Genomic DNA, 21,739 nt, shown 5'->3' with positions numbered 1-21,739 from the left:
AGAACTTGACCTTTTTTGTCGTATGTCCTGCTGGCTGCTTGCCCATTCATGCTGCCGAATCGCTAGATGCATCACTTGGCCGCTTCGGCGTCGGCGATGCTTTTGTTGGCCTTCTCCGCCACTTCTCTGAGCATCGTATTGATATCCTTGTTCGTGTTGATCATATCGATAATGCCGGCATTGATGCCAACCATTCCGTTATACTTCGTCGGAACGGCAGGAGGGGCATAACGCTGCGGTTGAAGCGCTTTTACATTTTTGCCTTGATATAAGGAATTTTCTTTACCGAATGAGGCCCGGATCGTCTTGTCGTTCAGTGCGGTAAGAAATCGGCCCTGCTTCACATTCATGGACTGGAATTCCTCGGAAGTGAGATAGGAAATCACTTCGAACGCCTGTTCCTTATGCTCGCTTTGCGAAGTGATATAGAAGTTGATCGGATAGGCTTGCGCTCCGATTTCCGGCTTTTCCGCCATGACGGGGTAGGAGGCGAAGTCCCAGTTCATATTGGACAGCTCCTCTTCCGTGTATAACGCGGTCTGCGCCAGGAACATAGCTACCGTCCGGTCTTTGACGAACCGGTTCCGCTCATGCGGCTCCGACCACGATTTGCTAACGCCGGCCACGCCTGGAATTTGATAAAATCGGATAATATTTTGGACGAACGACTTCCATCGATCATCTTTATTTATGGTTGTGGTCAGGGTCGCCGGGTCAACCAGCGGGAGGGAGTATTGATTCAACGTCGCCATATGCCCGAAGGAAGCGCCCAGCCCAACGTATTGAACTTGTCCGTCGGACCGGGAAAGCTGCTTGCTCAATTCGTACAGCTGATCCCACGTCATTCCGTCTTTCGGATAAGGAACGCCGAATTTATCGAATATATCTTTGTTATAATACATCGTGCTGGGCAGTACAATTACGGGCAGGCCGTAAATCCCTTTATCTCCTGCAAGCTTTCGCGCCATATCCACGACGGTGGGATCGAGCTTGCTTAAATCGTAATTATACTTTTTGATGAGCGGGCTAATATCGTACTGGAGGCCGTTATCGATCAGCTGGCCGAACGTTGCGCCGCTGGACGTATAGATGATATCGACCTTTTGCCCTGCCGTGATGAGCTCCTTAATAGAGGAGCCCTTCACAGCGGGAATATATTTAATCGTCAAGTGGGGGAACTTTTGTTGGATCGGCTGCGTGAACACTTTCTCGAACAAATCCGGCGGCCAATCGGCAGGGTAAGGATAGAAGATCGTCAGCTCCGCCGGTTCGCGGTTTTCTTGAGCCGTGTCTTTGGTAGAAACCCCGTTGGTACTCATGCCGCCGCACGAAGATAGAACAGCCGGTACACAAGCCGTCGCAACAAGCAGCGTCCTCTTCAACCATGTCATACGCAGTTCTCCTTTCGAGTGTCCCCTCTCAAGAATGCGCTTTCAATTTGTGGTGAATACGATTAGACCCGATGCGCTTTTTGCCCCTTCGCACGGACCAGCGCATCTTCCCAGAGCCGGCACCATTCTTCATGATCGTTCAGGACAAGATCCGGATGGGTTCGGCTGCGTGCGACGAAGGACGGATGGAAGGGTCTGCCGGATGCTGCGCCTGTTTTATGGTATCTCAAATCGATAGACCAGCGGATGATGTTGGAACAATTCGTCGTACCGCGATGAGGCGTATATTTATTCATGATCACGATACCGCCTTTACGGCATTCGCCAGTCGTAGGCTGCACGTCCGGCATCAGCTCCGGTACGATCATCGTTCCGCCTGCTGCTTGATGTTGGATCAGCCCGTTTTTGAATACGTCCGGCATCAGCTCCATACAGCCGGTTTCCGCCGTCGCATCGACGAGGGGAATCCAGAACGTAACGATCTCGGAAGGGTCCGCTTCCTCCAGTGTGACGGCGGCATCCTGATGCCAAGGCACGTTCTCGAACGAGCTGATGCGATTCGATCCGGGGGCCATTGGAATCTTGGCACGTAAATGCTGGATCGGGTTGCACATGATTTCGCTGCCCAAGATGCATTCGACGACATCGAGCAACCGGTCGTTTTTCAAAAAGTTGAACATCGCTTTGCCGCGGAGATGCATGATGTCGAACGCTTTGCCGATGTCCGGGCATTGCTGCAGCAGCAGCCAGAAGCGTCTTTCGAATGGCGCCTCCGTGTGCAAATCGCGGATTTTCCCTTGAGTGTACAGCGCATTCGCCCGTTCTTCAATGATCTGGTTGATCTCGTCGATCACCGGCTGCAAATCGTGATCTGTCAGCACGTCCTCTGCGATCAGAAACCCTTTGGTCTGAAATTCAATGATCTGTTCGATGGAAAGCTTCATTCGGTTCAACTCCTTATTGGTTCGGATACACTCAAGTATAGTCGAAAATAGCGTCTGCTCAGGAGTACAAAATTACAGCGTTTGAATACTATATTAACCTGTTATCGCTAGAGGACCATCGGGCTCGCCTGTATTCGGTAGGCGAGATGCCATACCGTTTGCGGAACAATCTGGCGAAGTAGGAGGGCTCTTCATAGCAAAGCTTCTCGGAGATTGCAGCAATAGGCAGATCCGTGTGCGTTAGAAGCCTTCGTGCTTCTTGCAAGCGGATGCGCTGCAAATAGCTCATCGGCGTTTCCCCGAGATATTCCTTGAACAGGCGGCATAAATAATTGGGGGTCAAATGCACCGTATCCGCCAGCTCCCGCAAGGTGACCGGCTTGTCCAGGCAATTATGCAAACAGCTCTTGAGCCGGGATGCCGTCGTGTGGACCGAATCAAGCGAATGGGAAGGCTGGGCCAATTCCGGCCCGTTCATGCGCATAATGATTTCTTCCGATCGCGCGAGCAGCTCCAGAAGGAGCACGCTAAGATACTCTTTCGAAAAAAACGATGTTTTCGCATCGATGATGCGCTCGAACCCTTCAACGAGCAGCGGCCTGTACTCCGGCGGAACAACCAGCGGCGCCCCTCTTAAAGCAGGCGGCAGCACCACGTGCCGTCCTTGCTCGATAACGTCAAAATAATTGAGAACGGCCGGTTGACCGCAAGCGTCAAGCAGCAGAAACGTGCTCTCCAGATCGCATAACGGCTCTTCTTCGCTGCCGCTGAACGCATGCCATTCGTTCGGATGAATAATATATAAGTAACCGGGCTCCGCTTGGGATACGCTGCCGTTGATTTCAAACTCGCCCCGTCCTTCGGTAATGTAAATGAAGTGAAACACGGGATGACGGTGCGTTCGTGTAATTCGTCCTTTTCTCCCGCTCATGAGATTTGTTGTGACATGGTCAATTTTATAAGGCTGATTGAATAGAGTAAGATGAACATCCATAACCAAACACGACCTCCCAACGGTATGTTCACGGGCCACTGCGGGCTTCGCTGCTGCACGAAGACCATTTCTCACTAATTAGTATATGTGTAATCGTGTTTCATTCCTATGAGATGATAAAAGAGATTATTAAATTTTTGATTTTTTGCGTAAATTCCAGTTGGATATGCATAAATACTTTCCCCGGCACATCCACTATGCTTCATTATATAACGATCCGAATATAACGATCCGATTCAAGGAGGATTCGCACATGAACAAGGTGAGAATTGGTTTTATCGGAGCAGGCGGCATGGCCGAGCATCATATGAAAACGCTGCAAAAGCTGGAGCACGCGAAGCTGGCGGCGGTGCATGACGTGAGCTCCGAGCGGGCACGGCAGATCGGGAAGCAGTACCAGATGCAAGTATATGACAGCAGTGAGCAGCTGCTGCAGTCAGGGATGGTCGACGCCGTGTTTATATGCACGCCGCCATTTGCCAGAGACGGGATCGAAGAGTCCGTCGCACGTAGAGGCATTCACCTGCTCTCGGAGAAGCCGGTCGGTCTTGATCTGGAGGCCGCCCGCTCCAAAAGCCGAATCATCAAGGAATCGGGCATCATCCATTCGTCCGGGTATTGTCTGCGTTATCTGGAATCGGTGCAGAAAGCCAAAGCGTACCTCGCAGACAAAACGGTCGACATGGTTCTCGCTTACCGAATCGGAAGCTTGCCGCCGACTCCCTGGTTCCGGCAAATGGACAAATCGGGCGGGCAGCTCGTCGAGCAGTCTACGCATCAGGTCGATCTGATCCGTTACCTGGCCGGCGAATTCCGGGAGGTGCATGCGCGGTATGAGCAGCGCGCGATACGGAAGGAATATCCGGATGCGACGATTCCGGATGTCGGCATCATCTCGTTCTCGCTGCAGTCCGGAGCGGTCGGTTCGTTCAGCACCGCATGCATGTCCAAGAAGTTCGGACGCGGCGACGTTGAATTGATCGGCTCCGACTTCTATGTAGCGATCAAGGGAGCGACGCTCCGCATCGTCGATAACAGCCAAGAGCTGGAAGAGAAGCTTGGCGCCGCCTACACCCTTGAGCAAGACAAGGCGTTCATCGAAGCGGTGCGGACGGGCCGACAGGAGCGGGTGCTGTGCGGCTACGACGAAGCCGTAGCGACGCTCGAGGTGACGCTGGCCGCCAATGAATCGGCGAGCACCGGCCGTACCCTTACGTTCGGGACCGGTGCGGACCGGCAATAGAGAATGGAGGAAACCGTTATGCTGAAAAGCGTGAATCAATGGTGCTTTCCCGTAGGGACGCCGTTACATAACGTATTTGCCATGAGCCGCGATGCGGGATTCGACGCCGTCGAGTTGAACGTGAACCCGGCCGGCGGGGTAGGACTGACGATGGATACGACGCCGAGCGAGGCGGATGCGATCGCGAAGCTCGCCCGGGATCACGGCATACAGCTGCGCAGCATCTCTACTTCGTTGATGGGGAAAAATCCGTTGTCGTCGGCGGATCCGGACGTAAGGGCGCAAGGCCGCAATGTCGTGATGAAGCAGCTCGATCTGGCGGAGCGGATGGGAGCGGACACCGTGCTGGTCGTGCCCGGTGTCGTCAATGCCGCCACCTCTTACGACGACTGCTACGAACGAAGCTTGAGCGAGCTGCAAAGGCTCTTGCCGGAAGCGGAGCAGCGCGCGGTCCGCATGGGGATCGAGAACGTATGGAATAAATTTCTGCTTTCCCCGCTGGAGATGCGGACGTATATCGATACGTTGAATTCGCCTTATGCCGGCGTTTATTTCGACGTCGGGAACATTTTGCTGTACGGCTTTCCGCAGCAATGGATTCGCATTCTCGGCAGCCGGATCGTCAAAGTCCATGTCAAGGACTTTAAGACCGCCGTCGGCAACGGAAGCGGGTTCGTTCCGCTGCTTGCCGGCGACGTCAACTGGCCGGAGGTCGTTGCGGCGCTGAAGGAAATCGGCTACGCAGACACGCTTACCGCCGAGATCGGCCTGTACTCCGCGAACCCGCTGCAGCAAGTCTACGATACGGCACGCCAGCTGGAAGCGATCATTAAGGGCGGACCGGCGGCATAACCGCACATACCGCGCGCGAAGCTGCGGCCAAGGGTTGTCATGACAGGTCATACCGACCTTCGGAACAACCCTTTTTCTTTTTTTTGTTGCCACGACACAAGGTCGGCTCTATAATTTAGGTATAGGTATAATACATGTAATTATTTTATCGGGGAAAAGGTGAGGACGATGAACGTTGTTGACCGCGAAGGGATGCGTCTAACGGAAATGAGCAGACCTTGTCGCAACTTCAATATTTTAGCGAGTACGGTAATGACGGATCCGTTCGACGGTCGCGAGAAGATCGTACTGTCCAACTTTGCCGCCGGACAAACCGGCAATCTGATCTTCATCGACACCGAGACCGGCCAAGGGGAGAGCCTGGCGCTTCCGGGCGACGAAGGGGCTTGGGGGCTTGTGAACTGGCATAATGAGAAGCTGATTGTGGGCACATGTCCGAACCATGCTTATTTGCACAGCCTGGACTTGCGGACCCGGGAATGGGCCGAACCGCTGCGAGACCCATCCGAGAAATATGTGTGGGACATAGTCCTCGGATCGGATGACCTGATCTATGGCGGTACTTGGCCGGGCTGCTCCTTACTGCGCTACGATCCGAAGGAGCATAAGCTGGAGAACCTGGGACGCGTCTCGGACAATCCCAAAAATCTGTACAGCCGTCATTTTCATGCTGTACCCGGATACATCCTCGTCTCAGGCGGATACGATGAACCGTTCCTGAAAGCGTATCATATCGAATCCGGCACATTCCGAAATTTCGGCACACCGGGCTTCATCGCCCGGGAAGCGAACTCCGACTTTATTGCTACGGCGAAAGATCAGGAATGGCAGTTTTATGATGCTGCGACGTTTGAACGGCTGGAAGGCACCGGATGGGAAGAGAGGCTGCCTCGAAGAGAAGCGGTGCTGTCGAACGGAAACAAGGTCCGTGCGTTCCCGTTGGCGAATGGACGATGGGGCGGTGTCCGGGGGCAGGATTACTACATTATCGACTCCTTGGATGAGGTACCGGTACTGAAGCGGATTCCCGTCGACGCTCCGGCCACGCGCATCCACACCTTGACCGTCGATGACGGAGGGCAAATCTGGGGGGCATGCGGATTCGGACAGACGATATTTCGGTTCAACCCGGCGGACGGCACGTACTGGAATTCGTCTTCCGTCTGCAACGCGGGCGGCGAAGTATACGGCATGCGTTTTGTCGGGGGCAAGCTATTTATGTCCGCTTACGTCGGTGGCGATCATATTGTCTACGATCCCGAGCAGCCTTGGGATCAACTGAGCAATGCGAATCCCATATCGCTTAAGCCGGTGAAGCCGGATTTCGTGAGGCCGGAGGGGCGCACGGTGATCGGACCGGACGGCGGACTGTGGACCGGATGGTCGGCGAAGTACGGGACGTACGGCGGAGCCTTGTCCCGAGTGGATCCCGAGACACGGGAAGTCCAAGTATGGAACAATGGTGTGCCGGAGCAGCAGGTCGCGGGGGTAGCCGCCGACGATCGTTACGTATACTTCACTACCAATGGCGGCGCCAGCGGCCTCCCTTTCCGCGAAGTGCAGGGTTACTTTGGTGTCTGGCATCCGGATCGGGGCTTGATCCATTCGGTACAGCTGGCGTCCCATGAAAAGATGGGCAATGCCATCCTTGCCGCGGCAGGGAACGTATACGTAGGCGTTAGCCATGAGATTCGGGTATTCGATCCCGCTCGCCTGGAATTCCGGGAAGAGCTGGCGATCGCTACGGAAGCGCCGTGCAGCTGGCTCGTGTATGCTCGTCAAGGCAGGACGGTCGGCGCCTTTTGCGGAAAAAAACTGCTGCTCATCGACACGGAGAACGGACAGGTGGAGCAGGTCGCGCTACCTGGAATCGTCAGGGCCGCCACGGAGCACCCAGACGGAATTTATTTTGCCGTGAATGAAGTGCTTTACCGCATTGCATTGTAGAGGCTCGATCGAAAATTTCATTCGAAGCACATCGGTTTGTGGCGGGGAGACGCACACATACGCCGGTGTGCTTTTTTACTTGCGGGATACAATCGGATGCGCAATCCTATGGAAATAGAGGAGATCGGATGCGTGCGTAGAATATCCAATTCGTTGTATGACTGAAATTTCGCAGCAAAAGGAGCGCAATCATGTTCATCGCCTTCAATCTTGTGATCCGGTTCGTACTCGAGCTGATCCTCCTCGCCTCCTTGGGCATTGGGGGTTATCATCTTGCGGACGGGACTGTTTCGAGTATCGTCCTCACTGCAGGGCTTCCGCTAATAGCTGCCATAGTATGGGGACTTTTCATCTCTCCCAAAGCCAGGATCGCTTTACCTATAGCTGCAGTCGTCATCATCGAGTTTGTGCTCGTCGGAGCAGCGGCTTACGGCTTAATAAGGTCGGGCTATCTGGTGGCCGCCGTGATCTATGCGGCACTTCATATTGGAAATCGGCTGCTGCTGCTCCTCATCGGCGGGACACCTGAGGATATGGTTAAGCCTTTTATTAGGAAATGACAGTAAGCTTTTACGTTTAGCCGACACATGTTTCTTTCTCCAGCGATCTGCTTATCGATAACGCAGGAAAGGGTGCAGCTTATGGAGCCTTTGAAAATGGTTGAATTCGTATATCGAAAATCGACGCCATTCCGTTCGGTTTTTCAATCGCATCCCAATTTTGAAATCTTTTATTTTCATGAGGGAAAAGGCAACTACTTGATTGGAGATCAAATCCATGTCCTTGCTCCGGGGGACCTTCTCATTATGCATGGGATGACGCTGCACTGCCCGAATGCGAAAGTCGATGAGCACTTCAAGTACGTCCGTTCCCTTATTAACTTTGAACCGGATTATGTCCGGAAGGCTGTTCAGCATTTATTTACCGTCAACGTGCTGGAGCCGTTCGAGGAATTGAAAAATTATAAAATAAACTTGCAGGGGGAGGACCGCCAGCAATTTGAAGCCGCCTTGCAAACGATGCAGCAATTTCATTCCCGGACCGACGAGGTATCGATGAACCGGTTTCGCGTGGCGTTCATGGATTTGATGTTTATGGTGTTCCACTTCTTCAAGAAGCCGATCGGACACAAGGAAGAACTCGCCTCGCAAAAAGAATATCATGTGCAGGAGCTGATCCGATTCATTGAAGAGCATTATGCGGAAGATCTTAATCTCGAGCAGCTGGAGAAATCGATGCACGTCAATAAGTATTATTTGTCGCGAATTTTCCGCGAAGTGACCGGGGTGACGATCTTCAACTATTTGTACCAGCGCAGAATCAACCAGGCGAAAATGATTTTCCTGATGGAGGAGAAGCGAAGAACCGTTACCGAGATCGGTTACGAGCTCGGGTTTAAGCATGTGACGCACTTCAGCCGGGTGTTCCGGAAGTATGTAGGGGATACGCCGGAACAGTTCCGCGAGCGGATTAAAAAGTCAATTTCAGTTCATTCCGGCTTCGAATCCGGTCAATGACAATCATCGTTGTACATCGTCCGTTTTGCTACAATAAAAAGTGTCAAACCTACCAAACGCGCGAAGGGGGATCGGGATCATTCGGATTCGAATACCGGATTGGCGGGCATATCGATATCGGGAGCAGGACGGAAATCGGCATAAATCCATTATGTAAGCGCTTAATATACGGTGAACCATAGTTGCAATGTGAACGATTTAAGATCAGAACAGCTTCAACTGACGTTGACCGTACGGGCAATCGAACGGAAGCAGGGCGAATACGATAAGAGGAAGGTGTAATTTCATGGTCACGATTACCGGTTTTGCAGACGAAATAGGTGCCGACCTAGAGCAGCAGATGGAAGTATTGGAATCTGAAGGCATCTCCCATATTGAATTTCGCGGCGTCTGGGGCAAAAACGTGCTCAAGCTGACGGATGACGAATTGGAGCGCGTAAAAAAGCTGCTGGACGCCCGGGGCTTCCGGATTTCCTCCATCGGCTCGCCGATCGGCAAATTCAAGATGCAGGACGACTTTCAACAGGAACTTAGCCATATGAAGCGGGCGGGCGAAATTGCGGGCTTCTTGAACGCGCCTTATATTCGCGTATTCTCTTACTTCGTCGCCGAGGGGGAGCATGCGACATACCGGGAAGAAGTCATCTCCCGCTTGAAGCAGCTGGTTAGCTTGGCGGAGTCATATCAGGTGACGCTGGTCCTGGAGAACGAGAGCGGCGTGTACGGCAATACGGCCGATCGCTGCCTCGATGTATTAGCCGCATGCGATTCCCCGCGCCTACGGCTTGCACTGGATCCAGGCAATTTCGTCATGAACGGGGTCAAGCCCGTCTCCGAAGCGCTGCCGAAGCTTGAGTCTTACTTGGCGTATGTTCATGTGAAGGACGCCCTTTCGGAGAAGCGCATTTTCGTTCCGGCCGGCGAAGGGGACGGCGAATTCGCGGCTTTCATTGAGCATCTGAAACGGAATCAATTCTCCGGCTATCTTTCCCTTGAGCCGCATTTGCAAAAATATTTGCCGGAGCAGGATGGAGCGGAGCGTTTCGTCTATGCCGTGAAAGCGTTGAAGAAGCTGCTGCAAGAAGCGTCGATGACTTGGAATTAAGTCGGGAGGGATTGAGATGAGCGTTCAGCATAAAGTGAAAATCGGGTTGGTCGGTTTGGGCAATATCGGACGTACGCATATTCGGTATTTAAGCGCGATGGATCATGTCGAACTGGTTGGCGTATGCGATACCGTGAAGGAGCGGGCAGATCAGTATGCCGTGGAATGCGGCACGGACGCCTATTATAGCCATACCGATCTGTTCGATCGTTCGGGACTGGAGGCGGTCATCATCGCAGTCCCGCACTACGATCATACGACAATCTCCGTTGATGCCTTCGAGCGAGGGCTGCATGTCATGTGCGAGAAACCGCTGGCCGTCCACGTGAACGATGCGAAAAAGTCGCTAGCTGCTTACGAGAAAGCGAATCGGGAACATCCGAATCTGATGTTCGGCATCATGTTCCAGGAGCGTACGCTGCCGTTCTATAAAAAGCTGAAAGACATCGTCGATAGCGGCGAGCTCGGAAGACTGACCCGCGTCACCTGGATCAATACGGCATGGTTCCGTTCCCAGGCTTATTACGACAGCGGCGATTGGCGCGCCACCTGGGCCGGGGAAGGCGGCGGCATCCTGACGAATCAATGTCCTCACAATCTGGATACGTATCAATGGCTGTTCGGTCTTCCGGCACGGATCAGCGGTCACGCTCATATCGGCAAATACCACAATATTGAAGTAGAGGACGAGGTCACCGCCTATTTTGAACATGAGAATGGCATGATCGGGCATTTTATCGTGACTACGGCCGAGTCACCGGGAACGAACCGGATGGAAATTATCGGAGAGAACGGGAAGCTGGTCTATGAGAACGGGAAGATCATTCTTTACAAAAACCGCATCTCGATGCTGCAGCATCTGCGGGAATCGAAGAGCGGCTTTGATAACGTCGAGAGCTGGTATACGGAAATTCCGGTGAGAAAATCCGAGCCGAACGGTCATAAGGTTGTCACGGAAGCATTCGTTCAAGCGATCCTGAGAGGCGGAGGCGAATTGATCGCGCATGGCACGGAAGGGATCAAGGGACTTACCATCGGCAATGGCATTATGCTTTCTTCCTTTAAAAAAGCGATGGTCGATGTGCCGTTTGATGCGGATGAATATGAGCGCATATTGAAAGAGCTGATCCGAAGCTCGAAGTACAAGAAGGCGGGCAGAAATGAAACGGATTGGGATATGTCCGGATCTTTCTCAACATCATAATAAACCATAAGGGCTATAATTCGCGCACGTACAGTCAAATACGGACCCCAATGCATTACTTTCAGCAAAGCAGGCGTTTCATCGTACGATTACGATGGTTACACGAAGGAGAACAAGCTGTTTCGAATTCGAATCGATTCAGTGGAGGGTGTAACCGAATCATGTGGCGTACGAAACCATTGATATTTGCACTGCTTGCCATCCTATTGACCGTCGTATCGGGGATGCTTCCGCTTCAGCCAGTCCGTGCCGACGCCGCGATGCCGAATCTGATCGCGAATCCCGGCTTTGAGCTTCCCTTGAATGAGGACGGCTCCATTCCGGGATGGTCGCTATACGGCGGTGCGGGCGCGATCAAGCCGGGCATTACAGTGGAAGTGAATGACCGCAGCAGTCATTCCGGCAGCAGCAGCCTATTTGTTGCCGATACCGCAACGAACGCATCCATCGTCGTGTACAGCGATCCTATCGACGTGACGGCGGGGAACAAGTATGTCTTCCACGTCCAAACGAACGATACGAGCGGCACGATCTATGCAGCTGTCCGGTATTACAGAAGCGCGAGCGATAATGCCGTAACCGGCTATATTGCGCCGGCATCCCTTGCTACGTTAAAGCCGGCTGCCGCCTGGACCGATGTGAGCACGGAATCCCAGGCGCCGGCTGCCGCCACGGTAGCCAGAATCTTGGTTTATACCGCTTCGGCAAGTGTGGGGCAAACGTACGTCGATGACCTCTCCTTTGCGGTGAAACCGCAGGACGGAGGGACGATCCCGTATGAAATTACAACGGTCGGGCCCCAAATCCATACGATCAATACGCACAGGGCCGCATTCGGCCGCGATGCGGCGGGCAACCTGCTCGCATACTCCACCTTGGTCGGCAACCCGGCCAGTCTGCTCGTCGTCGATGTCCGAACGGAAACGCTGATCGCGCAAATTGCGATATCGGAGAAGGTCGGCAATACGACATACGCCTCCACATACGTCCGCGGACTGGCCGTACAGCCGGACGGGACCGTCTATTTGGCGGGTACGCCAAGCTACTTGTTCAAGTATGTGCCGGGAGCGGACAAAGTACAATTCATCCGCAAAGCGGTCGGCTCGCAAACCTTCGATATGAAGAACGGTCCGGCCGGCACCTTGATCGGAGGCACCTACAATAAGAGCGAAGCTTTCGAGTACAGCATCGCGAGCAATCAACTGACGAATCTCGGCTCCGTCATGCCGGATGAGGCGTATACGTACTCGGTCGCTTATGACGAAGAGCGGCGCTCGTACTATTTTGGCATCGGCTCCCACGCGCATCTGATCAAGTATAACGTCGATACGGGAGAGAAGATCGAGATCCCGCTTCCCGCCAAGTTTGCTTCGGCGGAATTTATTTTCGACATGACGGTATCCGGCGGCAAGCTGTTTATGCGGTTCTCGCCGGGAGGCACGGTGGCGATGGATCTGGAGACGCAGCAGTTCGACGTAACGTCCGGCACGGTCACATCGCGCCTCGTTTCGCCGAAGTCTCCAGTCGACAATAAAGTGTACTATACCGCAAACTCGCGGCTTGGATACTATGATCTGGATACGGGAACATACCAGTCGCTGAATGTGTACACGGACGGCGATGCGTACGGATTTACGTTCGCGCAGCTGGGCGAAACGGATTTTCCGGGCTATTCGTTGGTCGGTTTTACGAGAGAGGGCCGCATATTCAAATACAATTTGAGCACAGGCCATATCAAGTACACGATCATTCCTGTCGAGGGTGAGCCTACAGCGCTTCAAACCGTAGAGAAAACAACCTACGGAAAGATTAGCACAAGCGGTTATTTGTCGGGCGGCAATGCGATATACGATCCGTTGACAGGCGTCAAAACGGAATACACCAACGAAACGCTCGGTCTCGGGCAAAAACTGCCGGCAACCCAGACAGACCGGATCTACAGCCATAAGGGCAAGCTGTATTTCGCCGCTTATCCGAATGCGAAGGTGTTCGAATTCGATCCGGCTAAGCCGTGGAATGTGAAAGATCCGGTTCAACCGAATCCGAAGCTGCTGTTCTCGGCCTATGATGTCGGGCAGCAGGACCGCGCGCTCGCGGGGACGATCATCGGGGACCGGGATAAAATCGTCGTCGGTACGGTTCCGGATTACGGCCTGCTTGGCGGTGCGCTCGTGATTTACGACCTGAACACCCGGGTGCGGGAAGCGTACCCGAACGTCGTCGACGGACAGAGCGTGACCGCGGTAACGTATAAGGACGGATTCATCTACGGCGGCTCAGGCATCTGGGGCGGGCTCGGCCAAGACCCTGTCGCGACGGAAGCGAAGCTGTTCGTTTGGGATATAGAGCAGAAGCAAAAAGTGCTGGAGATCACGCCGGTTGCAGGGAAGAAGGCGATCACCGAGCTGATCGTCGGACCGGACGGCAATATATGGGGATCGGATGAAGATACGCTGTTTATTTTCGATCCGGTGACAAGACAGATCGTCCATACGCAGCAAATCAGCACGAAATCGTATTCGAGCGCCATATGGAGGGACGCCCAGTTCACCATTGGGACCGACGGGAACGTATACGGAGTGCAGGGCAGCCGATTTTTTACGATTCATGCGGCGACGAAGCAGCTTACCGTCATTCGCGATGCCGGTCTTCGCAACTGGATGACGCAGGACGATTTCGGCCAATTTTACTTGACGGAGGAAACCAACCTGCTTAAGCTTTCGATCCCGGGACTCGTACTTAAGCCTGTCGGTGCACAGCTGAACGTTTCGCTAACCGAATTGCTGCGAGGTCAGACGGCCGACGTCACGATTCAGGGGCTGCTGGAGAAAAGACGCGTGATCGAAGGGCTGGAGCAGCGCAATCCGGTATTCCACAGCAGCAATGCGTCGGTCATTGATTTCGTATACGGCAAGCCGACTGCCCTAAGCCCCGGCACTTCGGACATATGGGCGGAAGTAACGATAAACGGAACGACGTATACGACCAATCGCGTCACCTTGACCGTCGGCGTCACGCTTCCTTCCTTGCAAGGCGAGCTTGAGTTCTACATCGGATCCGGCGAGATTGAACATTCGCTGGCGGCCCAGTTGACGAATTCGCTCAAGCAGGCGCAGCATTTTATCGACAAGGGAGATCGGGGCAAGGCCGCCAAGCATCTCGACGATTTCATCAAGCACCTCGGCGGTAAAGCGGCATCAGCCAAAGCAACGAGCAAGGCAGCGTCCGTTCTATTCAGCGATGCGTCCGCCTTGAAAGCATTGTATCTTTCGTAAATAGCGTGCAAGGAAGAGGGGGCTCCCAAGTCGGATGCCCTCTCTTTATGTATGGCTTCGTCAATCCGTCATGCGATGCTCCATGTCCCCGACTATCGAATGTTTTGCAAGAGAAAGCTCAGCCCGGAGAAGGGATAATATGGCATATCGATGAATAAGTTACTTATCATGACTTTCAATTTACGCAAAATCGGAACGGAGGAGAGAATGGATTGAGACGATTCGGTATGGTCCTCACAATCATTGGAGTTCTGATTTGCATCGCCACCGCTCTCTTGTGGATTTGGCTCAATGCGTTTGCTTGCGGCATGAGTCCAAACGGATGCAGCGGTTTTACATTGCACTGGGAGGACACGGAAGCGCTCGCGTACTTTATTCCTCCGTTTATATTAGGGTGTTTGCTGACGATAGCCGGAATTCTCACGATTGCGGGCAAGCGAAGATCCGAGCGGCGGTAACGATTAGACGGCTTTGTCCAAAGGAGAGCGTCTCGATGGGATGGAGTGTCCAAGGGTCCGAGCCCCAACGCCATCAAGGAGGCGCTCTTTTGCATATGAAGTTGTTGACGTTGATAATCATTATCAATAAAATGAATATATTGCAAGGCAGCTGGTTCGAATCCAGCACCGGTATGTGCTTCCGGTCAGCGGATTGATCGGCATGTTCCTGGTGCTCACCGCCGATTATATCGCCAAGAATGTCGCGCCTGCCGAAATTCCTGTCGGCCTGGTCGCTGCGGTGATCGGCATTCCGTATTTCATCTATTTATTGTACAAAGGCAAAGCATAAGAGGAGATGATGCAAATGAAGGGAACAATTGATACGCTTTCCTTTGAAAATCGGACGGTTCACGTGTATACGCCGCCTTCCTATAGCGAAAATACGTCCGCACAGTATCCGTCGGTCATTGTGCAGGATGGTACTTATTTGTTCGCTGATTCAATGACTGCCTTGGAGGAAGACTTTGCAAGCGGCGTGACGCAGGAAGTGATATTCGTCGGCATTGAGCCGATCGAGCGCAACCATGAGTACACGCCGTGGAAAGCACCGGAGCTCCGGAGCGACGGATTCTTTAACGGCGAAGGCGATACTTATTTGGCCTTTGTAACGGAAAAGGTCCTTCCTTTTGTGAGGGAGAAGTACCGGATCATTTCGGATCCCGCGCAAACCGGAATCACAGGCGGATCATTGGGCGCGTTGATTTCCTTGTATGCTGCCTTTCAGAAGCCTGCATTTTTCGGCCGCTTCGCGTTAATGTCCGCTTCGCTGTGGTACGAGAAGTTCGTGGAGTTTGTGGAAAGCCGTTCGTTCGCTCAAGACGAAATTCGCATGTATATGTACGTTGGAGAGCAAGAGGGCGTAGGCCGGGCCACGCTGCAGCAATATATGGTCCCGAACAACAAGAAGACGTACGAAATATTGAAGGGGAAAATTCCCGGAGGGAGCGGCAAACTCAAGTTCGAGACCGACCTGCAAGGGGTGCACGATCACAGCTACTTCAATCAATATTTTCCGAACGCCATGCGATTCATCTATCCCGGTCCGAAAGCCTGATCCGGCACAATTCAGCACGGGATGAAGAGTGAAAGTGAAATCCCCTAGGAGCGACGCTCTTAGGGGATTTTTCAGCATCTCAGAATCTCTCCGGTGATTGTTCGATAGCTCCGGCAAATGCATGACGCGAAGGACGTTATCAGGCGTTTGTGCTCGAGGCGAAACGGATCGCATGGCTGATTAAGACGGGCAGTACGGAAATATGGCTTTCATTCGCAAACTCCCTGTATTCGACAGCGAGACCGTCGTTCCCAATGGCGGACATACGTTCTGCAAGCGCTTGGGCTTTCGCATTGACTAAGCTTGCATGCGTATGTTCCAGCTCCCCGGCTGCGAGCAAAAGTCGGATCTGCCTGTTGTCCTGCAGCAGCCCGGCCAGCAGGCGCTCCTTCTCAAGCAGCTTTTGCTCATTCCAGATGATTGAAGGGCTGCCGGCAATGTAATTGTGAAAGCCGTACGGCTGCGTGAACAGCGCGAACAAGACGAACAAGCCTCCGAGCGAATGTCCGAACAACGTCTGCTTGCTGGCGTCGACGGGAAAATCGCGGGCAATTGTCGGTTTGAGCACTTCCTCGATAAACGTTAAGAATGCTTTCGCACCGCCTTGTTCGGGCCACTCTTTACCATCCGGGCTGGGTGGCAGCTGGCTCCTTGGGACAGGGAGGGTAAAGTCATAATGGCGGGAAGGGTGAAAAGGCATCTCGGTATCGTAGCCGATCCCCACCACAATGGCCGGATATACTCCCGTTCGTTCGGGAAACCGCGACTGCGCACGGATCGCCTCAGTCATCGTGCCGAACACCGAATTGGCGTCTAACAAATAAATAACCGGAAAACCGGATGGAGGCGGGGGTTCGACAGGCGTACTAATGAATATGTGATATTCCCGACCCCGGTACATCATGACTCTCCTCTGCGAGCGAGGAATAACGACGGATTCGAACGTGATCTTTTCCATAAAGTGAACTCCCCACCTATTCCATATGTTCCGGTTCCTATTATACTTAGAGAGCCGGGATGTGTACAACCACTGTTGGCACAAACCTAGGTGGGCATGATCCATAGATAGCCATTGACAATTTATGTAATATAAGATTTAATTAATCGCAAGCGAAGAGATTCGTACTACTTTATAAGCAGTTATGACACCGGTGTCATTTCTATTCGATTTTATTTTATACGGCGGAGAGGTAGGATGATTATATGAAAGATTCAATCAGGAGGCTCGGACTGAAAGCTGCAGGGGTATTTTCTGTAAGCGTTTTACTCATTGCGGCGGCCTGTGCACAAGTCAGTCCAGAGCCAAAGCAAGCGGCCGTGCCGCTGCCGCAGGAGCAGACGAAGAACGAGCCGGAGCTGCGGACGAAGGAAGTATTCGATGTGGAGAAGTATAAGGGGATGCTGACTATCCGTTATTTTCACCTGAAAGATCCAAAGGTAGGAACGGGGGACAGCTATCTTATCACGAGCCCGGACGGGAAAACGATGCTGATCGATGGCGGCATTCCCGATGTCGGCAGACAAGTCGTCAAGTATTTGGATCAACTGGGCGTCAAAACGCTCGATATCGTATATAACACGCATCCTCACGGCGACCATCTCGGAGGATTCGCCGAAATCCTCCGAGTGAAGGACGCCAAAGCATATTATATGGAACATTTCGAATACACCGCCTCCAATAATTACAACAAAGTGATTGCTCAATTAGACCGCAAGAAAATACCTAAGAAAATGTTGGAGGAAGGCGATACCTTCGAGCTCGGGAACGACGTGAAATTCGAGGTGCTCAGTCCGAAGAAGGGCGTGCTGCCTGCCGCGATTAAAGATTACGATGCAAGTACGCTGAATTACTATTCACTTGTGGTCAAGATGACTTATAAGGACAATACATTCCTGTTCCCCGGCGACATCTACAAGGACAGGGAAGCGGAGTTGATTGCACAGTACGGCGATAAGCTGGACGTTGATTTCGTACATGCGCCGCATCATGGGGGCGCCTCCTCCTCCTCGCCGGATTTCGTAAACAAGGCAACGCCGAAAGTAACGGTGCTGAGCAACAATAAATTCGCCAGCCTCGACGTTCTTAAGCGATACGAAAAGACAGGCTCGGACGTCTATTCTACGGGGCTGAATGGCAACATCTTGATCATATCGGACGGCAAGCAGTTGAATGTGGTCACCGAGAAGGACAGAACTCCTACCAAATGATCCGGCGATCCGGCAGCCAACCGAGATCGCCCAGTTTAATCGAATCGGCAAAATGCTTAATCGATCCTGACGTAGGCTCGCGTAACGCCTGTTGATATAATAACTCTATCTACGATGGCAGGCTGTCCGGTTGCACAAGACGGCCGTAATGATTCTAACAGAGTGTAGGTGGAGGAATATGGGAATGAATAAAAAATTATCGCGTCGACAGTTTATGATCGGTCTCGGAGCGATAGGAGGAACCGTGCTTGCCGCTTCGGCAGCGAGCTGGCTGCTGCGCAGTCCGTCGAATCCCGGAGGCGGAGCGTTGCCTGCGGGAGAAGGGAGCGTTCCGCAGCGTCCTGCAGCGATGAACAAGAAGCCGAATTTCGTCATTATTTTGGCAGACGATCTCGGGTATTCGGATATCGGCTGCTATGGCGGCCAGATCGAAACGCCGAATTTGGATAAGCTGGCCGCAGGCGGAATTCGACTAACCCAATTTACGAATACGGCCCGTTGCTCGCCGTCAAGAGCTTCGCTCCTGACCGGGCTGCACCCTCACCAGGCAGGAATGGCGCATCTGCAAGGCTACTTCGGTCCTTATACGCAGAAGCTGAATGATAGCTGCGTGACGATCGCGGAGGTGCTGAAGGAGAACGGTTACAGCACGTATATGTCGGGCAAATGGCATTTGGGCCCCGCTTTTCCGCATCAGAGAGGCTTTGACAAAGCTTACCATTATCTCGGCGTCGACTATTACGCCACAGAGAGCATTTCGCTGAACGGGGTGAAGGTCGATCCCAAGTCCATCAGCAAAAATTATTATGCAACGGACGATATGACGGATAAAGCGATCGGTCTGCTGGAGAATCATATGAGCGCGACGCCGGAAAAGCCTTTTTTCCTGTACATGTCGTATACGGCTCCGCATTTCCCGCTTCAGGCGAGAGACAAAGATATCGCCAAGTATAAAGGCCGGTTCGACCGGGGCTGGGATGCGCTGCGCCAGGAGAAATTTGCCCGCATGAAGGAGAGGGGCATCATCGATCCGAAGTGGGAGCTGCCTTCCATGAACGATTCGGGAGCCGGCGATTGGGAGAAAGAAAACTCCAAGTCCTGGAGGCTCCGGGCGATGGAGGTATATGCCGCGATGGTCGACAGCATGGACCAAAATATCGGGCGGCTTATTCAAACGCTGGAGAAGTCCGGTGAGCTCGACAATACGTTCCTGGTATTTCTGTCGGACAATGGGGGCAATTCCGAATTCCTCAATATTCGAGATACGACGAAGCTGCCCGGCGGGCCGGGTTACGCCGAGGGCAACGGTCATTACGGTGCCGGATGGGCCACTTTATCCAATACTCCCTTCCGCATGCATAAGCATTACATCCATCAGGGCGGCATCGCGTCTCCATTTATCGTGCACTGGCCTGCCGGCTTGAAGGAGAAAGGCGCGCTGAGGAAAAAGCCTGCGCAGCTCACCGATGTGATGGCGACGGTTCTCGAGGTAAGCGGTTCCAAATATCCGGAGCAATATAAAGGACATAAGATTATACCGGCTGAAGGAACCAGTATGCTGTCCATTCTCAAGAACGACACGACGAGCAAGCAATATTTATTTTGGGAGCATGAGGGTAACTGCGGCGTCAGGAACAACAACTGGAAGCTGGTAAAATTCGAGAAATATCCGTGGGAACTGTACGATCTCGAGAAAGACGGGACGGAAATGCATGATTTGGCCGGAAGTCAGCCCGAGGTCGTGAAGCGGCTTAGCGACGAGTACGAGAAATGGACGAAGAGGGCGAATGTCCTCAAGAAAGAGGAGTACATGAAATATTGGAAGGGCAAAAACGATGGCGAAGGACCAACCGGGCCTATCGATTTGCGGAAAATCAAAGGGGCTCCAAAGGCCTAATGAGGGGCGTACTGTCTGCTGATGCCAGGATATCGATTTTCCGGGCACGGCAGGCATATGGCGCCGGATCATCACAATTATGAAATGGGCAAATTTCGCCCTCCGATGCGAAATAAAGAACTACGCGGCAGTAAGCCCGCTTCAGCTTCCTCCGCTATGCCAAGCCCGTTCGCATGCCATGTGCGTAACGGGCTTTCCGCTGTGCGGCACTGGCCGGCGATGGCCCCGGCTACCCCTGAGCATTGCCGTAATAGCGCTTCCGGTATTGGACGGCCGGAACGGACTCGTACGTGCTGAACACCCGGCTGAAGTGATTCAGCGTCTCGAAGCCGGAAAGCTCCGCAATTTCCTTCAGCGAGTAGGACGTATTGACGAGCAGATCCTTCGCGCGCTGAAGGCGAAGCTGCCGCAAATACTCCGAAGGCGAAATCCCCATCGTTTTGCGGAACAGCAGGCGCAGATGGCTTTCGCTGATATACAAATATTTGGCCAGGTCGGGCAGCGCAAGCCTTCGGTCCAGGTTCATCTGCATATAAGCGCACAGCTTGCTGATGCGGGGGTCGATCTCCTGAGGCTCGTCGGGCAAATAACTTCGCATCATGTCGAGGAAGCGGGAGAACCAGACTTGAAACGCGGCTTTTAAAGCGAACAGCGCAGCCGTTTCGTCGGTATTGACTCTGGCAATGATCAGCTGGGGCTGATCCAGCGCATGAAGCGCCTTGATCACTTTCAGGGACTGTGCCAGAAGATCCGCTGTCAGCTTCGTAAGCTCCTGAAAGCCGGGTTCGTCCGCGACCCGTGTAAGCAAAGGGACCTTGTACAGCTCCACAAAGTTCAAGGAACCGATCTTGATATCGCAGCCTATCGTAAAGAAATGAAACGGACCCGAGGCCGGATCGCTGCTTGGCAGAACGGTTCTGGGCGTTTGAGGCGGAATCACGACGAGATCCCCGGCCTGCACTTCATGAAAAAAGCCGTTCACTTCGATCGTTCTTTTCCCTTCCACGACGACCCATATGATCGTTTTTGCGTAACTCGCCCGAGGGAACTCCGTTTCGGCGTTTACCACATTTTTGATCACCCAGGCCATCCGCATAAATAGATCTTCGACAAATTTGATTCTGCTCAGTATGGCCATCCGAGCCATCCTCCTTCTTACCCGGGTTCAACATAATCGAAAATGCGTAATTGTTAATCGATTGTTCATCATCCCGATATGCTACTATTTTATTGTAGCACATTCGCTCTTTGAATGGTGTGGCAGCGTTTACACTTAATCGAAAAATGGGAGGTAAGCAGTTTGAAAAAGAGAAAACATTTGACTGCGCTGATGGCGGTGGTTCTTGCAACGGCACTGGCGGGATGCAGCTTCGGTGGAAAAAAAGACGGCGCAGAAAGTAAGCAGGGCGAGAATGTTCAGCCGGCCGGGAAGATGGATGTCATCGATAAGCCTGTGACGCTAAAGATGTATTTCCCCAAAGAATTTTGGCTCAATGCCGAGATCAGCGCTTGACAGAAAATTCATAGGTTGAAAATGGAAAAACATCTGCTAATCCTGTATTGTTGTAAGTCCTACCGAACAACAAAAAAGGAATAAACAGATGCAGA

19 protein-coding genes are annotated in these 21,739 nt (G+C 52.9%); 14 read left to right on the top strand and 5 right to left on the bottom strand.

From position 1 onward, the window contains the following. Positions 1–71 precede the first annotated feature (71 nt). The 3 genes from KXG62_RS20930 to KXG62_RS20920 all read right to left on the bottom strand — a co-directional run bounded on the left by KXG62_RS20930 (position 72) and on the right by KXG62_RS20920 (position 3,329). A complete protein-coding gene (locus KXG62_RS20930; protein ID WP_218093961.1) occupies positions 72–1,391 on the bottom strand; it encodes an ABC transporter substrate-binding protein in 1,320 nt (439 codons plus the stop codon). A gap of 62 nt (positions 1,392–1,453) precedes the next feature. Then, on the bottom strand, positions 1,454–2,335 hold the full coding sequence (locus KXG62_RS20925) for a phytanoyl-CoA dioxygenase family protein (protein ID WP_218093960.1): 882 nt from the start codon (positions 2,333–2,335) through the stop codon (positions 1,454–1,456). Positions 2,336–2,423: 88 nt separating this feature from the next. Then, positions 2,424–3,329, bottom strand: coding sequence for a helix-turn-helix transcriptional regulator (locus KXG62_RS20920; RefSeq protein WP_218093959.1), 906 nt, complete (start codon positions 3,327–3,329; stop codon positions 2,424–2,426). Between the two features lie 253 nt (positions 3,330–3,582). On the opposite strand from KXG62_RS20920, the gene KXG62_RS20915 reads away from it, so the two are divergent. The 11 genes from KXG62_RS20915 (at position 3,583) to KXG62_RS20865 (ending at position 16,026) form a co-directional block, all read left to right on the top strand. Continuing rightward, positions 3,583–4,572, top strand: coding sequence for a Gfo/Idh/MocA family protein (locus KXG62_RS20915; RefSeq protein ID WP_218093958.1), 990 nt, complete (start codon positions 3,583–3,585; stop codon positions 4,570–4,572). An 18-nt stretch (positions 4,573–4,590) separates the two neighbouring features. Next, positions 4,591–5,424 (top strand): sugar phosphate isomerase/epimerase family protein, encoded by an 834-nt coding sequence (locus KXG62_RS20910; protein ID WP_218093957.1) that lies wholly within the window; start codon positions 4,591–4,593, stop codon positions 5,422–5,424. A 207-nt stretch (positions 5,425–5,631) separates the two neighbouring features. After that, positions 5,632–7,371, top strand: coding sequence for a hypothetical protein (locus KXG62_RS20905; protein WP_218093956.1), 1,740 nt, complete (start codon positions 5,632–5,634; stop codon positions 7,369–7,371). 191 nt (positions 7,372–7,562) lie between these two features. Then, entirely contained in the window at positions 7,563–7,931 is a 369-nt protein-coding gene (locus KXG62_RS20900; RefSeq protein WP_218093955.1) for a YrdB family protein, read from the top strand. A gap of 81 nt (positions 7,932–8,012) precedes the next feature. Then, a complete protein-coding gene (locus KXG62_RS20895; RefSeq protein ID WP_246627557.1) occupies positions 8,013–8,888 on the top strand; it encodes an AraC family transcriptional regulator in 876 nt (291 codons plus the stop codon). Between the two features lie 286 nt (positions 8,889–9,174). Continuing rightward, a complete protein-coding gene (locus KXG62_RS20890; protein WP_218093954.1) occupies positions 9,175–9,993 on the top strand; it encodes a sugar phosphate isomerase/epimerase family protein in 819 nt (272 codons plus the stop codon). 16 nt (positions 9,994–10,009) lie between these two features. Then, positions 10,010–11,197 (top strand): Gfo/Idh/MocA family protein, encoded by a 1,188-nt coding sequence (locus KXG62_RS20885; RefSeq protein ID WP_218093953.1) that lies wholly within the window; start codon positions 10,010–10,012, stop codon positions 11,195–11,197. A 161-nt stretch (positions 11,198–11,358) separates the two neighbouring features. Continuing rightward, complete coding sequence (locus tag KXG62_RS20880; RefSeq protein ID WP_218093952.1) at positions 11,359–14,472, top strand: FIMAH domain-containing protein; 3,114 nt, start codon at positions 11,359–11,361, stop codon at positions 14,470–14,472. A 212-nt stretch (positions 14,473–14,684) separates the two neighbouring features. Then, on the top strand, positions 14,685–14,930 hold the full coding sequence (locus KXG62_RS20875) for a hypothetical protein (RefSeq protein WP_218093951.1): 246 nt from the start codon (positions 14,685–14,687) through the stop codon (positions 14,928–14,930). A gap of 139 nt (positions 14,931–15,069) precedes the next feature. Then, positions 15,070–15,261 (top strand): iron chelate uptake ABC transporter family permease subunit, encoded by a 192-nt coding sequence (locus KXG62_RS20870; protein WP_218094034.1) that lies wholly within the window; start codon positions 15,070–15,072, stop codon positions 15,259–15,261. Between the two features lie 15 nt (positions 15,262–15,276). After that, positions 15,277–16,026 (top strand): alpha/beta hydrolase, encoded by a 750-nt coding sequence (locus KXG62_RS20865; protein WP_218093950.1) that lies wholly within the window; start codon positions 15,277–15,279, stop codon positions 16,024–16,026. Positions 16,027–16,165: 139 nt separating this feature from the next. Here KXG62_RS20865 and KXG62_RS20860 read toward each other — a convergent pair whose 3' ends face one another. After that, a complete protein-coding gene (locus KXG62_RS20860; protein WP_218093949.1) occupies positions 16,166–16,984 on the bottom strand; it encodes an alpha/beta hydrolase in 819 nt (272 codons plus the stop codon). 245 nt (positions 16,985–17,229) lie between these two features. On the opposite strand from KXG62_RS20860, the gene KXG62_RS20855 reads away from it, so the two are divergent. Beyond that, positions 17,230–18,234, top strand: a complete 1,005-nt coding sequence (locus KXG62_RS20855; RefSeq protein ID WP_218093948.1) for a ComEC/Rec2 family competence protein — start codon at positions 17,230–17,232, stop codon at positions 18,232–18,234. A 184-nt stretch (positions 18,235–18,418) separates the two neighbouring features. Then, positions 18,419–20,131: an arylsulfatase gene (locus KXG62_RS20850; protein WP_218093947.1), complete on the top strand. Its 1,713-nt coding sequence runs from the start codon at positions 18,419–18,421 to the stop codon at positions 20,129–20,131. A gap of 229 nt (positions 20,132–20,360) precedes the next feature. Here KXG62_RS20850 and KXG62_RS20845 read toward each other — a convergent pair whose 3' ends face one another. Continuing rightward, positions 20,361–21,269, bottom strand: coding sequence for a helix-turn-helix domain-containing protein (locus KXG62_RS20845; RefSeq protein WP_218093946.1), 909 nt, complete (start codon positions 21,267–21,269; stop codon positions 20,361–20,363). A gap of 162 nt (positions 21,270–21,431) precedes the next feature. Between KXG62_RS20845 and KXG62_RS20840 the strand changes: the two genes are divergently transcribed. Beyond that, positions 21,432–21,644, top strand: coding sequence for a hypothetical protein (locus KXG62_RS20840; RefSeq protein ID WP_218093945.1), 213 nt, complete (start codon positions 21,432–21,434; stop codon positions 21,642–21,644). Positions 21,645–21,739: the final 95 nt, after the last annotated feature.

It is taken from the genome of Paenibacillus solanacearum (assembly GCF_910593845.1).
GTDB classification, from domain to species: domain Bacteria; phylum Bacillota; class Bacilli; order Paenibacillales; family NBRC-103111; genus Paenibacillus_G; species Paenibacillus_G solanacearum.
Note: the sequence above shows the minus strand (reverse complement) of the source record. Positions and strands in the feature narration are given on the sequence as shown.